Annotated in this window: 15 protein-coding genes and 1 tRNA gene; 9 read left to right on the forward strand and 7 right to left on the reverse strand. The window is 60.9% G+C overall.

The genetic code is table 11. The features are described 5' to 3' along the window. The first annotated feature begins 100 nt into the window (after window positions 1-100). Genes lepA through Q4Q11_RS05525 form a run of 3 tightly spaced genes read left to right on the forward strand, consistent with a single transcriptional unit; the run spans window position 101 to window position 2,522 of the window. Complete coding sequence (gene lepA, locus Q4Q11_RS05515) at window positions 101-1,933, forward strand: translation elongation factor 4 (RefSeq protein ID WP_112446975.1); 1,833 nt, start codon at window positions 101-103, stop codon at window positions 1,931-1,933. A 59-nt stretch (window positions 1,934-1,992) separates the two neighbouring features. Continuing rightward, entirely contained in the window at window positions 1,993-2,223 is a 231-nt protein-coding gene (locus tag Q4Q11_RS05520) for a type II toxin-antitoxin system CcdA family antitoxin (protein ID WP_112508970.1), read from the forward strand. Continuing rightward, window positions 2,223-2,522 (forward strand): CcdB family protein, encoded by a 300-nt coding sequence (locus Q4Q11_RS05525; RefSeq protein WP_498568876.1) that lies wholly within the window; start codon window positions 2,223-2,225, stop codon window positions 2,520-2,522. Before Q4Q11_RS05520 ends, Q4Q11_RS05525 begins: the two co-directional genes overlap by 1 nt. A gap of 2 nt (window positions 2,523-2,524) precedes the next feature. Here Q4Q11_RS05525 and Q4Q11_RS05530 read toward each other — a convergent pair whose 3' ends face one another. Together Q4Q11_RS05530 and Q4Q11_RS05535 are read right to left on the reverse strand one after the other, a co-directional pair. Next, a complete protein-coding gene (locus tag Q4Q11_RS05530) occupies window positions 2,525-2,980 on the reverse strand; it encodes a GFA family protein (RefSeq protein WP_112508966.1) in 456 nt (151 codons plus the stop codon). 95 nt (window positions 2,981-3,075) lie between these two features. Continuing rightward, on the reverse strand, window positions 3,076-3,810 hold the full coding sequence (locus Q4Q11_RS05535; RefSeq protein WP_498568877.1) for a type 1 glutamine amidotransferase: 735 nt from the start codon (window positions 3,808-3,810) through the stop codon (window positions 3,076-3,078). Between the two features lie 217 nt (window positions 3,811-4,027). On the opposite strand from Q4Q11_RS05535, the gene Q4Q11_RS05540 reads away from it, so the two are divergent. Continuing rightward, on the forward strand, window positions 4,028-4,321 hold the full coding sequence (locus Q4Q11_RS05540) for an Rdx family protein (protein WP_112509076.1): 294 nt from the start codon (window positions 4,028-4,030) through the stop codon (window positions 4,319-4,321). Between the two features lie 21 nt (window positions 4,322-4,342). Here the strand turns inward: Q4Q11_RS05540 and Q4Q11_RS05545 are convergent, their stop codons facing one another. Further along, a complete protein-coding gene (locus Q4Q11_RS05545) occupies window positions 4,343-4,771 on the reverse strand; it encodes a BA14K family protein (protein WP_113215272.1) in 429 nt (142 codons plus the stop codon). Window positions 4,772-4,908: 137 nt separating this feature from the next. On the opposite strand from Q4Q11_RS05545, the gene Q4Q11_RS05550 reads away from it, so the two are divergent. From Q4Q11_RS05550 to Q4Q11_RS05560, 3 genes are all read left to right on the forward strand, one after another. Next, window positions 4,909-6,378 (forward strand): phosphomannomutase, encoded by a 1,470-nt coding sequence (locus Q4Q11_RS05550; RefSeq protein ID WP_498568878.1) that lies wholly within the window; start codon window positions 4,909-4,911, stop codon window positions 6,376-6,378. Window positions 6,379-6,470: 92 nt separating this feature from the next. Then, window positions 6,471-6,555: transfer RNA gene (locus tag Q4Q11_RS05555), tRNA-Leu, on the forward strand. A 252-nt stretch (window positions 6,556-6,807) separates the two neighbouring features. Next, window positions 6,808-6,936: a hypothetical protein gene (locus Q4Q11_RS05560; RefSeq protein WP_498568879.1), complete on the forward strand. Its 129-nt coding sequence runs from the start codon at window positions 6,808-6,810 to the stop codon at window positions 6,934-6,936. 65 nt (window positions 6,937-7,001) lie between these two features. Here Q4Q11_RS05560 and Q4Q11_RS05565 read toward each other — a convergent pair whose 3' ends face one another. The 4 genes from Q4Q11_RS05565 to Q4Q11_RS05580 form a co-directional block, all read right to left on the reverse strand. Then, on the reverse strand, window positions 7,002-7,265 hold the full coding sequence (locus tag Q4Q11_RS05565; RefSeq protein ID WP_113222210.1) for a DUF982 domain-containing protein: 264 nt from the start codon (window positions 7,263-7,265) through the stop codon (window positions 7,002-7,004). Between the two features lie 370 nt (window positions 7,266-7,635). Further along, window positions 7,636-9,555 (reverse strand): beta-N-acetylhexosaminidase, encoded by a 1,920-nt coding sequence (locus tag Q4Q11_RS05570; RefSeq protein WP_498568880.1) that lies wholly within the window; start codon window positions 9,553-9,555, stop codon window positions 7,636-7,638. Between the two features lie 24 nt (window positions 9,556-9,579). Beyond that, window positions 9,580-10,356: an SDR family oxidoreductase gene (locus Q4Q11_RS05575; protein WP_113222212.1), complete on the reverse strand. Its 777-nt coding sequence runs from the start codon at window positions 10,354-10,356 to the stop codon at window positions 9,580-9,582. 28 nt (window positions 10,357-10,384) lie between these two features. Continuing rightward, window positions 10,385-11,248: a MurR/RpiR family transcriptional regulator gene (locus Q4Q11_RS05580; protein WP_112508954.1), complete on the reverse strand. Its 864-nt coding sequence runs from the start codon at window positions 11,246-11,248 to the stop codon at window positions 10,385-10,387. Between the two features lie 274 nt (window positions 11,249-11,522). Between Q4Q11_RS05580 and Q4Q11_RS05585 the strand changes: the two genes are divergently transcribed. Both Q4Q11_RS05585 and Q4Q11_RS05590 read left to right on the forward strand, forming a co-directional pair. Further along, window positions 11,523-12,008, forward strand: a complete 486-nt coding sequence (locus Q4Q11_RS05585) for a hypothetical protein (RefSeq protein WP_113215185.1) — start codon at window positions 11,523-11,525, stop codon at window positions 12,006-12,008. Between the two features lie 11 nt (window positions 12,009-12,019). Continuing rightward, entirely contained in the window at window positions 12,020-13,495 is a 1,476-nt protein-coding gene (locus Q4Q11_RS05590; RefSeq protein ID WP_498568881.1) for a M81 family metallopeptidase, read from the forward strand. The last annotated feature ends 1 nt before the right edge of the window (window position 13,496 follow it).

Below are 13,496 nucleotides of genomic sequence, written 5' to 3' on the forward strand. Positions count from 1 at the left end.
TCAACATTCCCCATCGGGGGACCGGAAACGGCTAACGTAAGGTGAAGATAGCCGCCAAAAGCCTGCTTTTCCGCTTTGCGGCGCGGGGCGGCGCTGCTATATGGCGCGCATGAGCACCAATTCCACCACTCCGCTTTCGCACATCCGCAACTTCTCGATCGTGGCCCACATCGACCACGGCAAATCGACGCTGGCCGACCGCCTGATCCAGACGACGGGCGGGCTTGCCGAACGCGAGATGTCGGAGCAGGTGCTTGACAATATGGAGATCGAGCGCGAGCGCGGCATCACCATCAAGGCCCAGACCGTGCGCCTGCACTACAAGGCGAACAATGGCGAGACCTATATCCTCAACCTGATCGACACGCCCGGACACGTCGACTTCGCCTATGAAGTCTCGCGCTCGCTATCGGCCTGCGAGGGATCGCTGCTGGTGGTCGATGCATCGCAGGGCGTCGAAGCGCAGACGCTCGCCAACGTCTATCAGGCGATCGACAACAATCACGAGCTCGTCACCGTCCTTAACAAGATCGACCTGCCGGCGGCCGAGCCCGACCGCATCAAGGAGCAGATTGAGGAAGTCATCGGCATCGACGCTTCCGACGCCGTGCTGATCTCGGCCAAGACCGGCCTCGGCATTCCCGACGTTCTCGAAGCCATCGTCCACAAGCTGCCGGCGCCGAAGAGCGCAGGTGGCGAAAAGGCGCCCTTGAAGGCGCTGCTGGTCGACAGCTGGTACGACACCTATCTTGGCGTCATGGTTCTCGTGCGCATCATCGACGGCACGCTGACCAAGGGCCAGACCATCCGCATGATGGGCACGGACGCGAAGTACCAGATCGAGCGCGTCGGCGTTCTCACGCCGAAGATGGTCGCCGTCGACAGCCTCGGCCCCGGCGAGATCGGCTTCATCACTGCTTCGATCAAGGAAGTGGCCGACACGCGCGTCGGCGATACGATCACCGAAGACAAGCGCCCGACCGCCGAGCCGCTGCCGGGCTTCAAGCCGGCGCAGCCGGTCGTGTTCTGCGGCCTCTTCCCGGTCGATGCCGCCGATTTCGAAGATCTGCGCTCGGCCATGGGCAAGCTGCGCCTCAACGACGCCAGCTTCTCTTTCGAAATGGAATCGTCTGCCGCTCTCGGCTTCGGCTTCCGCTGCGGCTTCCTCGGCCTGCTGCACCTCGAAATCATCCAGGAGCGCCTGGAGCGCGAATTCAATCTCGACCTGATCGCGACGGCGCCCTCCGTCGTCTATCAGCTCACCATGACAGACGGCACCGAGATCGAGCTGCACAACCCGGCCGACATGCCCGACGTCGTCAAGATTTCCGAGTTCCGCGAACCGTGGATCAAGGCGACGATCCTGACGCCGGACGATTATCTCGGCTCGATCCTGAAGCTCTGCCAGGACCGCCGCGGCATCCAAACCGAGCTGACCTATGTCGGCAACCGCGCCATGATCACCTATGACCTGCCGCTCAACGAAGTCGTCTTCGACTTCTACGACCGCCTTAAGTCGATCTCCAAGGGTTATGCCTCCTTCGACTACAGCCTGACCGACTATCGCGAGAGCGATCTCGTCAAAATGTCGATCCTCGTCAATGCCGAGCCGGTGGATGCGCTTTCTATGCTGGTGCACCGCTCCGCCGCCGAAAAGCGCGGCCGCGTCATGTGCGAGAAGCTGAAAGACCTGATCCCGCAGCACATGTTCCAGATCCCGATCCAGGCCGCCATCGGCGGGCGCATCATCGCCCGCGAGACGGTGAAGGCGCTGCGCAAGGACGTGACCGCCAAGTGCTACGGCGGCGACGCCACCCGCAAGCGCAAGCTGCTCGACAAGCAGAAGGAAGGCAAGAAGCGCATGCGGCAGTTCGGCAAGGTCGAAATCCCGCAGGAAGCGTTTATTGCTGCACTGAAGATGGGGGATGAGTGAGGCTCTTCCCAACAACAAATTATGCGCATATAGTTTGCGCATAATTTGAGGAATGCCTCGTGACCCAAGCGACGCGAAAAGCTGCAAATTTGTCTCTCGATGAGGGGCTCGTTTCAGATGCCCGTGAACTGAAAATCAATATCTCACGTGCTGCCGAAGACGGCATAGCCCGCGCCATCAAGGCCGAGCGCGAGCGCCTATGGCTTTTGGAAAATGCCGAAGCGATCGACCAAGCCAATGCCTATGTTGAAAAACACGGCCTGCCATTTGGAAAATACCGGCAGTTCTGATGGCGAGATTTAATGTCTATCGCCTGAAACAAAGTCGAATTCTCGCGTTGGACCTTCAGTCTGACTTGCTGGAAAGACTAAGTACGCGGATGATGGCGCCACTACTCCGCGCGGAAGAAGTGTCTAAGCCAATGACACGGCTCAACCCGCAATTTACTATCGCTGGCGAGCCGTATACTATGGCGACCCAGCTGATGGCAGCTATATCGCTTATCGAAATCGGAGAATTGGTTACCGATCTCAGTCCGCACGGCGATCAGATTACCGCCGCGACCGACTTTCTCTTCCAAGGCTTCTGACCTCAGTTTCCTGCCATATATTCCTTCGTCAGCCCTTCATACTCCTCCATCGCCGGCAGCGCGGCGTAGCTGTGCCTGGCCGGTGTCGTTACCCAGGGCAGCTTCTCGCTCGTCCAGGTCTCGACGAAGGGCGTGAACCAGCTGGTGTCGTCGAGCATGGTGGCGCGGACGTTTACGAACCAGTCGACGCCCTCCAGCTTCGTGAACAGCCAGCTCATGCAGTGCGGGCAGAAATAGTGATGGATGGCATCGTTGTGCAGGCCGCCGATGACAGGCTCGCCTTGCGTCACTTCGAAACCTTGCGAGGGGATGGCGGCGCTCAGCGAATAGGGGCCGGCCGTCATGCGCTGGCAGCCTGTGCAGTGGCAGGCCATGGTCAATAGCGGCTTGGCACTGATTTTCAACCGCACCTGGCCGCAGCGGCAGCCGCCCTCGCAGGGTAGTTCCATCGTGCTCATGATATCGTCTTCTCCCACTTCGAAATCTGTTCAGGCATAGCATATCGCGACTCGATCTGCTGGTTGCCAGTCATGATGGCATGCCGCCGAAATTCTCAGGCTTCCACTGCCTGCGAAGGCTCTACCTGCGCCTCGATCGTCCGCACCCAGGCGCGTGCGATAGCGAGACCGGCCGTTTCCGCCGCAGGCGCATGCTTGGCGACCAGCTGCGGATAATTCTCCAGCCAGCCGGGCTCCCTGCACCCGATCGTTTCCTCGAACTCGCCGCGCCAGCGCTCGACCACGGCGGCATTGGCCTCGAAGTGGAACTGCGTGCCGTAGGTGGCACGACCGATGCGGAAGGCCTGGTTCGGTGTTGTGCCGTTGGCTGCGAGACGCGTGGCACCGGCCGGCAAGGTAAAGGTGTCGCCATGCCATTGGAAAATGGTGAATTCGTCGCCGACATCGGCCAGCAGCGGGTCCTGCCTCCCCGCATCGGTGAGACCGATCGTTTTCCAGCCGAATTCGTGGGCAACGCCGAGAAGATTTTCCGCCTCGTAGGCGCGCGCCAGGATCTGGCTGCCGAGGCAAATGCCGAGCACGGCCTTGTCTTCGCCCTCGAAACGGCGCATCAACCGCGCCAGCTCCGGAAGATAGGGATGCGTGTCATCGTCGCGCGCGCTCTGCTCACCGCCAAGCACGACAAGCGCATCGTAAGAGACCGTGCCCTTGGGCAGCGCTTCGCCGCCCCAGGGGCGGAACCATTCGATATCGGCGCCAGCCTCTTCGAGCGCGATGCCGAGAGCGCCGAGCGGAGTGTTCTTCATATTCTCGATGATGGCGACACGCATTGCGATAATCCCCGAACAATGTTGCAGAGAGATGAGCATGCGGCGGCGGGAGAGGCAAGAGTGCAGAGCCTTCCGCTTTTCTTCGAATCGCGAAAACGCACTATCCTTTTGTTTTTGCGCAATTCCGGACGAAAAACCGCGCTTTTCCTGAAATTGCTGGAGCTTGCAGCCGGTTAAAGCTGAGCATAGATGTCAGCAAACGACAAGGACCATGACGATGAGCGACAAGCCCCGCATCACCATTCTCTATTGCACTCAATGCAATTGGCTATTGCGCTCCGGCTGGATGGCGCAGGAGCTGCTGCAGACCTTTGCCGACAGTCTCGGCGAAGTGGCGCTGATCCCCGGCACTGGCGGCGTGTTCGAAATCCGCATCGATGGCGAGCTCCTGTGGGAGCGCAAGCGCGATGGCGGCTTCCCGGGACCGAAGGAGCTCAAGCAGCGGGTGCGGGATATCATCGATCCCGAACGCGATCTCGGCCATACCGACCGCGCCTCGCTGGAAAGCTGAGCCCACCGCTGCTCGTAGGCATCAGTCGAAAGGCGAACGGCACGGCTGAGTGCCGTGGTTGATCGTGGTATAGCGATCGGTGCCGGGATTATAGGTCCGATAGTGCTCGGCGCACCAGGTCTGGTGCTGGATGCGCCGCTGGCCCGCCGAAGGGTAGATAGGCGTCGGCGGCGTAGAGGTTTCGCGCGGCGGTATCTGAATGCGCGGGCTGTCGTAACGATTCACCCCTCCCGTATAGGGCGGCGTGATCGGAAGCGGCTGGCCGGGCCGGGTGTAGAACTGCCGCTCTCCGAAGCCGAAGCAGCCACGGGAATCGCAGATGACGGAATTCGTGCTGCTCGGCGGAATGGCATTCTTCGGAGGATTCGAAGCGGCGGCGGCGAAATCCGCCTGCGGCATCAAGGAGAATGCGAGAGCAAAACCAAGCGCGATCCTATGAAAAACAGCCATGACGATCTCCAGTCCTGCCACCATGAGGCGATGTCTTTTTCATAACGGTTTCATATTTATGTGGGATCGCGAAGGGGCAAAACCAGCACAGTGCGCGAAATGGCCGCTGTTTTCGATCGGTTGATCCTTGCGGCGGCATGCTTCATAACACCGCAATCGTTCCTAGGAGATTGCCAGTGAGCAGCTTGAAATTCGGCACCAGCGGCCTTCGCGGCCTGTCCGTTGATCTCATCGGGCGAGCCTCCGCCCTCTATGCGACGGCATTTGCCCATCATCTGCTGAAGAGCGGTCATGCCAAAGCCGGCGATCCCGTCCTCGTCGGCCGCGACTTTCGCGAGTCGAGCCCGGCGATCTCCGCCACCTGCATCGGCGCGCTGAAGCGGGCGGGTCTGACGCCGATCGATTGCGGCACGCTGCCGACGCCGGCGCTGGCGCTTTACGGGCTGCAGCTGAAGGCCGCTTCGCTGATGATCACCGGCTCGCATATTCCCGCCGATCGCAACGGCATCAAATTCTATCGGCCGGACGGCGAAATCGACAAGCAGGACGAACTGGCGATCAGCGCGGAAGCAACCGCGATCATCGATACGCTTATCGACGAGACACCTGGCAATGCCGAGGATCGCACGGCCGAGACAGAGGCGCTGTTTCTGGAGCGCAACAAGGGTCTGCTGCCGGCCGGCAGCCTCGCTGGCCTGACGATCGGCGTCTATCAGCACAGCACGGTGGCGCGCGACCTCTTCGGTCAGGTGCTTTCCCATTACGGTGCGCGCGTGGTGCCGCTCGGCCGTTCGGAAAGCTTCATTCCTGTGGATACCGAAGCGGTCTCGACCGAGACCATCCGCCTTATGAAGGGCTGGGCGCCGGAACACGGGCTGGACGCGATCGTTTCGGCCGATGGCGATGGCGACCGGCCGCTGGTCGCGAACGAGACCGGAGAGCCGCTGCGCGGCGATCTGCTCGGCCTCATCGCCGCAAACTTCCTCGGCGCCGAAGTCGTGGTGACGCCGGTCACCTCCAATTCCGGCATCGAAGCCGCCGGCTCCTATACCGTCACCCGTACCCGCGTCGGCTCCCCATACGTGATTGCCGGCATGGACGAGGCCATTGCCGCCGGCAAGGCCAATGTCATGGGTTTCGAGGCCAATGGCGGCACGCTGACGGCAAGCCGCTTCATCGTCGGCGGAAAAGCCTTCGAGCCTCTGCCGACGCGCGACAGCTTCCTGCCGATTCTGGCGACGCTCTACGCCGCAGCGCAGGCGAAGAAGCCGCTTTCGGCCCTCGCCGGCAGCTACCGCCTGCCCTTTGCCGCCGCCGACCGGCTGGAGAATTTCCCCGTGGAAACCAGCGCAGCACTGATGGCTTATCTGCGCGCCTCCGACGCCAATCTCTCGGATTTCCTCAAGCCGGTCGCCGCCGTCGCCTCCAAGAGCGATATCGACGGGCTGCGGGTTACGCTTGTGGATAACCGAATCATCCATTTCCGCCCTTCCGGCAATGCGCCGGAAATGCGCTGCTATGTGGAAGCATCGAGCGAAAGCGAGGCAAAGGCTCTGTTGGAACAGGGACTTGGCCTGATCAGCGCATGGGCTGCGGGCCGGGTTTGACACGGGCTTCAACCGCTTTTTTCGCGATTGCCACGAAAACTTCAAAAACCCTGTTGACACCGGACGGCCACCCCCTTACATGCGTGTCCGTCGCCCAGATGGCGGAATTGGTAGACGCGCAGGTTTCAGGTACCTGTGCCGCGAGGCGTGGAGGTTCGAGTCCTCTTCTGGGCACCATTTCCTTTTTTGAGAAACATTGATTTCTCAAATTTTTCAAGACTTTACGAGTTCATGAAATATAGCTTTCGGTTAGCCGGAAGTTCGATGAGCTTGTCTTGAAGCGGGCTGAAGGGATGAAAATACTCACCCTTGGCTTCCTGGAACAACCATCGTTCGAACGGCTGCTCGAAGCCGGGTATCCGACCTCTCTAAATCATTGACTGACGAATGGAAGATCGACCTAATGGGGGAAACCTTGAGGGATTTTCGATGAATCAAAAGAGCGACTGGTACGAGCTGATCGTCGGCAACGGCAACGTCAATGAAGGACTCGGGAGGATGATGGCTTTCATCCTGGCGGTTATCGTGATCCTCGCCCTGATCTTCTGGATGATCTGAGCACATTCGCTTGTTTCCCAACGCATTCCGGACGGAAACTGCTACGCATTTTTCCTGGAAATCCCCTAATGAAGGTTTTCAGCGTCCGGCTGGATGAAAAGGCCGGCTTCGCGTGCCGCCTCCAGGAAAGCCTCGCGCGATTGCTCGGCCGAAGCCTTGCCGAGGACGGCATCGAGGCACACAAGCACAGCTTCGTCCGCCGCAGGCCCGCCGTTTACCGGCCACTCTCCGCTCATGCAGTTCGCCGCGTCGAGCGCATTGGTTATGATCGCATAGTGGCCAATGCCGAGGTCGACTATGACTGGGTCGCTCCAATCACCGTGTTCCATAGCCGCACCTCCTCAACCATCGAGCGCTGTCAACGCCGCGACTGGAAACGATCCGGTGCCGACACATGCGATCATCGTCCTATGACAGCCCATGATATCAACTCCTCGCTTCAAACGATCAGGCAATAACGGCAGCGGCGACGAGATGTTCCTGGCTTGCGGGCATGCGTTACATTTTTCTTGAGGCTTCATCCCGCCCGGCGATGCGGAACGCGCGACGCTGCAGGCAGGCTTTTCCCGGCTGACATGGCTACCTCGCCGCGGGCCGGTTAACTTCATATATCCGCCACAAGAAAGCCGCCGAAACTCTCGTTCGGCGGCCTCGAGGAGGGTCGAATATCGGCGAGCGATCCTGCCTCCGGCAATGGCCTTAAAGCTTCGGGCTCAACGGCACGATGGCGGCAAAGCGCAGCCAATCCTTCTGTGCCTTCGGTGTCCAGGCCGCTTCGGCAATGGCCGGCAGGCGCGGGAAGACCAGGCGGTTGAAATAGTCGCGGGAGATGAAATTCTCCTGCCAGATGCAGGCCTGCACGCCCTTCATCAGATGCTTCAGCTCATCCGGAAAATCGCCTTCGGCCTCGTAGGCATAGGTATGGGCCGGAGGCACCGTGCCCGCCCAGCTCGCGCCAGGCTCCTGCCAGGCGTCCGCCTGCACCATGTCGAGATAATAGGCCTGGCCCGGGGTCATGACGACTTCATAGCCCTCGCGCGCCAGATCGATGCCGACCTCCGGCTTTTCCCAGGCCATCAGCAGCGTGCCTTTTGGATCGACGCCGCCGCCATGGGCGACTTCGTTCCAGCCGGCAAGCTTGCGCCCGCGCTCGGTAAGCATGGTTTTGATCCGTTTCAGGAAATAGGACTGCAGGGCAAACGTACCCGAAATGCCCTCCTTCTCCATCAGCTTGCGCGCCAGCGGCGAAGCGAGCCAGGAACCATCGGCAACCTCGTCTCCGCCGATATGGATATATTCGGAGGGAAAGAGTTCGATCATTTCGTCGAAGACCTTGGCGAGGAACTCGTAGGTCGGCTCGATCGCCGGGTTCAGGGCATTGTTCGGGAAGCCCTGCACGGAATGATAGCTGTCCGGCGCCTCCTGCCCATCTGTGAGATCAGGCAGGGCAACGAGGGCGGCCGTACTATGGCCGGGGATATCGATCTCGGGAATGACCTCGATACCGAGCGCGGTGGCGTGGGCGACGATGTCGCGCACATCATCCTGCGAATAGAAGCCGCCTACCGGCTCCGCGGCGTTGCCGAGCTGCGGCAGCAGCGGCTCGTCCGGCCCGCGCAGCACGCCCGTCCTAGTCAGCTGCGGATAGGCGCGGATCTCCAGCCGCCAGGCCTCGTCATCGGTCAGGTGCCAATGGAAGATATTGAGCTTCAGCCAGGCGAGAATGTCGAGCAGGCGCAGGACATCGTCTTTCGGAGTGAACTGCCGGGAGACGTCGAGATGGCAGCCGCGCCAGCCGTAACGCGGCCGGTCGGCGATCACGCCCGATACCGGGAAACGGAACTTGCCCGGCTCGCGGCGCGCGCCATCGAGAAGCTGTGCCAGCGTCGTCAGGCCATAGAGGCGGCCCGCCTCGGCGGAGAAGGCAAGCACGACTTCATCGCCGGAAAAAGAAAGCTCATAGGCTTCGCGCGCAAGTGCCTTTCGTTCGACGAAACGCAGCGCCCTGCCCTGCGGCGCGGCAATGAGGCTGAAGGGAATGTGATTGGACGGAAAGAGCCGCCGGAATAACGCCTGCGCCGCAGCCAGTGCCTTGACGCTTGCGGCATCGGAGCCTTCGGCCGGATAGAGCGCAACCGGAAAATCTTCGCCCGGCTTGACGTCGATCTCGGCCGGCCAGGGCTGGATCGCGTAGGGAAGCTCCAGCCTGCCTTCCGGCAGCAGCGCAGGCGGCGGCTCGCTGGCACGATCGGCAAGCAACAAATCCGAGGTGAAGACCGTAACGTGCGTGCCGTCTTCCAGCGTCACATAGGCGGATTTGGCGCCGTCGGTGCAATGCCGCGCGATCCGATGAAGAGCGGAGACCGTGAACGTCCAGCTTCCTCCGGGCGCGACGGACAGGCCGGCCGGCGGCGCAAACTCGTGAAAATTGGCGTTGCGGCGCACGAAGACGGCGTTGTGGCAGGCTTGGGGATCGACGAGACGCGTCAGCGTCGTGTAGGCGAGACGGAAATTCGTAAGAGGCGCATCCGAGAAATTGAAAAGCGTCAGGGTTAGCCGGCCGTGCTTTCCGCCTTCGGGAGACCAGGTGTTTTCGAGATGGTAGGAGGAGGGCTGCATGATGTTCCCCTTTGGCAGCGAGCTTCAGTAGTGTTCGGACTGTGAGAAAGTGTGGGCAAGCTCGGCCTGCCCTGCCGTCAGGCCGCAATCGACAGGCAGGCAGACGCCTGTTATCGCCGAGGCAAGCGGGCTTGCGAGAAAGGATACGGCGTTGGCGACATCGACCGGATCGACGACGCGCCGCAGCGCATACCAGCGCTTGGCTTCCTCGAAGACATTCGGGTTTGCGGCGGCGCGCGCTTCCCATGCCTGGGTACGCACGGTGCCTGGTGCCACCGCATTCGAGCGGATGCCGAACTTGCCGTATTCGACCGCGACCAGCCGGGTGAAATGCAGGAGCCCGGCTTTGGCAGCGCTGTAGGCGGGATGGCCGAAGACGGCCATGCCGTTGACGGAAGCGATATTGATCACGGAGCCCTTAGAACTCTTCAGCATGTCCTCGACCGCGCGGAAGCACAGGAAGGCGGCCTCGAGATTGAGGGCATTGTCCGCGCGCCAGATTGCCGGCGTCGTATCGTGGAGGCTGACGGCACGGGCAGCACCCGCATTGTTGACGAGCGTCTTCACCCCGCCCAGATCCGATGCCGCCTTCGCCATAGCGGCAACATCGGCGTCGCTGGTGATATCAGCCCCGAGCGGCACGAAACGCTCCGCCGGACCCAGCGCCTCCGCCGCCTTCCGCGCGGCGGCCTCGTCGATATCGACCAGCAGGATGATGTCGTGGTCATCGGCCAGGCGCTTTGCGATGGCGCGGCCGATATCGCCGGCGGCCCCTGTGACGATGGCAACGGATTTGCTCATATGCTTCCCTCCGATCAGGTCTTGAAAGCTAGTCTCCCAGCAGCTGGCGATCGTCGCCGTCGCGATGGGTGACGAGCTGCTGCTTGATGCGGCGCAGCGTCACCGTGGCCTGCGGCTGGATACGATAGGCGACCAGGCTGGCGAGAATATCCACCACTGCGAGATAGGCGATGCGGGTCGATGTCGGCCGATAGATATTGTCTCCTTCCGGCAAATCGACGGGCAGCGTGATCTCGGCGGCATGGGCGACCGGGCTTTCGCTCTGCGTCAGCGCAATGGTCGGCACCTTGGCTTCGCGCGCCAGCGCGAAGGCGCGCACCAGCTCGGCATTGCGGCCGGAGAAGGACGAGCCGATCAGCACGTCGGTCGGCTTGGCGGCGGCCGCCATCATCAGCTGCATGCTGTGATCGGAGCTCGCGGTAATGCGGAGGCCGAGCCGGAACAGGCGGTTCTGCAGCTCGGTGGCGATCATCGAGGAATTGCCGCCGGAACCGAAGGCATAGATCATCTCAGCGCCGGCAAGCCGGTTTGCCGCCCGCTCGATGGCAGCGACATCCAGACCGCGATGCAACAGGAAGAGCGCGTTCTGCGCCTTGGTAATAATGTCCTGGGCGACATCGGCCGGAGCAATGCTCTTTGGCTCGGGCTTCAGATAGCGCATGCCCACATAGGCGGTGCGCGCAAGCTGTACCTTGAAATCGGAAAAGCTTTCGCAGCCCAGACGCCGGCAGAAGCGCGTCACCGTCGGCGGCGAGACATCCGCCTTACCTGCAAGCTCGATAATGGAAGCGTTGACGGCGAATTCGAAATCATTGAGGACGATATCGGCGATGCGGATTTCCGATTGCGAAAGCCGGCCCCTCTCCTCCTGCATGGTCGTGAAGATATCCATCAGCCCCCCCTTATCGCTGGTTTAGGTTCGTTTGACACTTAGTCAGCGACGCGATCCATCTCAATCTCATCTATCCCGCCAGCGCCTGTGGACAGACGTGCGAGCAGATGCGGCTTGTCATTTGTTCCCATTCAGCCGGAACCGTGACATGCGATGGCCACCATGCGGTTCCTGCAAATTATTTTCTTGATACGTTGACAAATGACCACAGAAAGCGGAATTTGACCAGTGAAAATCGCAAATTATGAAAAGAATTTAAATCATGGCAGCTACCATGCGTGATCCTTTCAAGAATCCCTTCCCTGCCAGCGATACCGCCAGGCATTCGATCTGGGAGATGCTCGTTCCGCGTGATATCGATGCCTTTCTGGCCGCCGACTGGTCGATGGTCGCCGGCGATTTCGTCGAGGAAGGTTTCATCGGCATCGACAGCAAGCGCGAGGTCAGCCCGGATAAATGGCGTCTCGCCTTCCCGACGCTGTCAGCCTATCGCGACGAGTGGCTCCGCCAGGCCCGCGACTTCGCCACGCAATCCTTCGCCGAAGACGCGCGCACAGCCATTTTCACCACCACGACGCTCGAAGACATCGAGATCGAAGGCGACATGGCGCTGGTGCGCAAGAAGTTCGACGGCAGCCTCAAGAAGTCGGATGGCGGTATCGACGTTCTGAAGTGGCAGACACTTTATTATTGCCGTCTGCATGAGGGACGCTGGAAGATCTGCGGCTTTACCGGTTATCTGCCGAACCCCATGGAATAGAGGCGACAGCATTGCGCATTTTCACCGCGGCCCTTGCGACCGAGACGAATACCTTCTCCCCCATCTGCATCGACCGACGCGCTTTCGAAGCCTCTCTCTATGCACCGCCCGGCAAGCACCCCGAGACGCCGACCCTATGTTCCGCGCCGATTACCGTCGGCCGGCGCATTGCTGCGGAAAAGGGCTGGGACGTGATCGAGGGCACTGCCACCTGGGCCGACCCGGCCGGATTGGTGAATCGCCAGACCTATGAGGAACTGCGCGACGAAATTCTTGCGCAACTGCGGGCGGCGATGCCTGTCGATGCCGTCGTCCTCGGTCTGCACGGCGCCATGGTCGCGGCTGGTTATGAGGATACGGAAGGCGACTTCCTGTCACGGGTGCGCGAGATCGTGGGGCCGGATATTCTGGTCTGCGCCGAACTCGATCCGCACAGCCATCTAACGGCGAAGCGCGTCGCAGCCGCGAATTTCCTCGTCTATTTCAAGGAATTCCCGCATACGGACTTCGTCGATCGCGCTGAGGACCTCTGGCGCATCGCCATCGATACGCTGGAAGGCCACGTGAAGCCGGTCATGTCCGTCTTCGACTGCCGCATGATCGATGTCTTTCCGACCTCGCGCGACCCCATGCGCTCCTTCGTCGACAAGATCACGGGAATGGAAAAGGCCGATACGGATATCCTCTCGATTTCAGTCATTCATGGTTTCATGGCGGGTGACGTGCCGGAAATGGGCACGAAGCTGCTCGTCGTTACAGATAATAAGCCGGGTAAAGGCTCTGCAATTGCTCGTGATCTCGGGCTGGAGCTTTTCTCCAAGCGCGGCACCTTCATCATGCCGCAGATCGACGAGAAGCAGGCGGTGAGCGAGGCTCTGGCTGCTGCCTCGGGTCCGGTCGTCATCGCCGATCTCTGGGATAATCCCGGCGGCGGCACGGCAGGCGACGCAACGGTCATCCTGCAGGAATTGCTCGACCGCGGCGCTACCGATACCGCGATCGGTACGATCTGGGACCCGATGGCCGTTCAGATCTGCATGGCGGCCGGCGAAGGCGCTGAAGTTCCGCTGCGCTTCGGTGCCAAATCGGCACCGGGCACCGGCAATCCAATCGACGGCCTCGTCAAGATCGTCCGCCTCGTCCCGAATGCCGAAATGCGTTTCGGCGAGAGCTTCGCTCCTTTCGGCGATGCCGCGCATATTCAGCTCGATGGCATCGACATCATTCTGAATTCGACGCGTGCCCAAAGCTTCGATCCGAGCCTGTTTTCCGTCATGGGCATCGATCCGACAACGAAGAAAATCCTGGTCATCAAATCGACCAATCATTTTTACGCGTCCTTCTCGAAGATCGCATCGGAGATCCTTTACTGCTCCGCGGGAACGCCTTATCCCAACAATCCGGCGCGCACGCCTTATCGCCGCGCGCGGAAGGATATCTGGCCGATGGTGGCGGACCCCTTTGCGGAAGAACGGAAAGACGCCTGAC

It is taken from the genome of Rhizobium sp. UFLA01-1127, assembly GCF_059803845.1.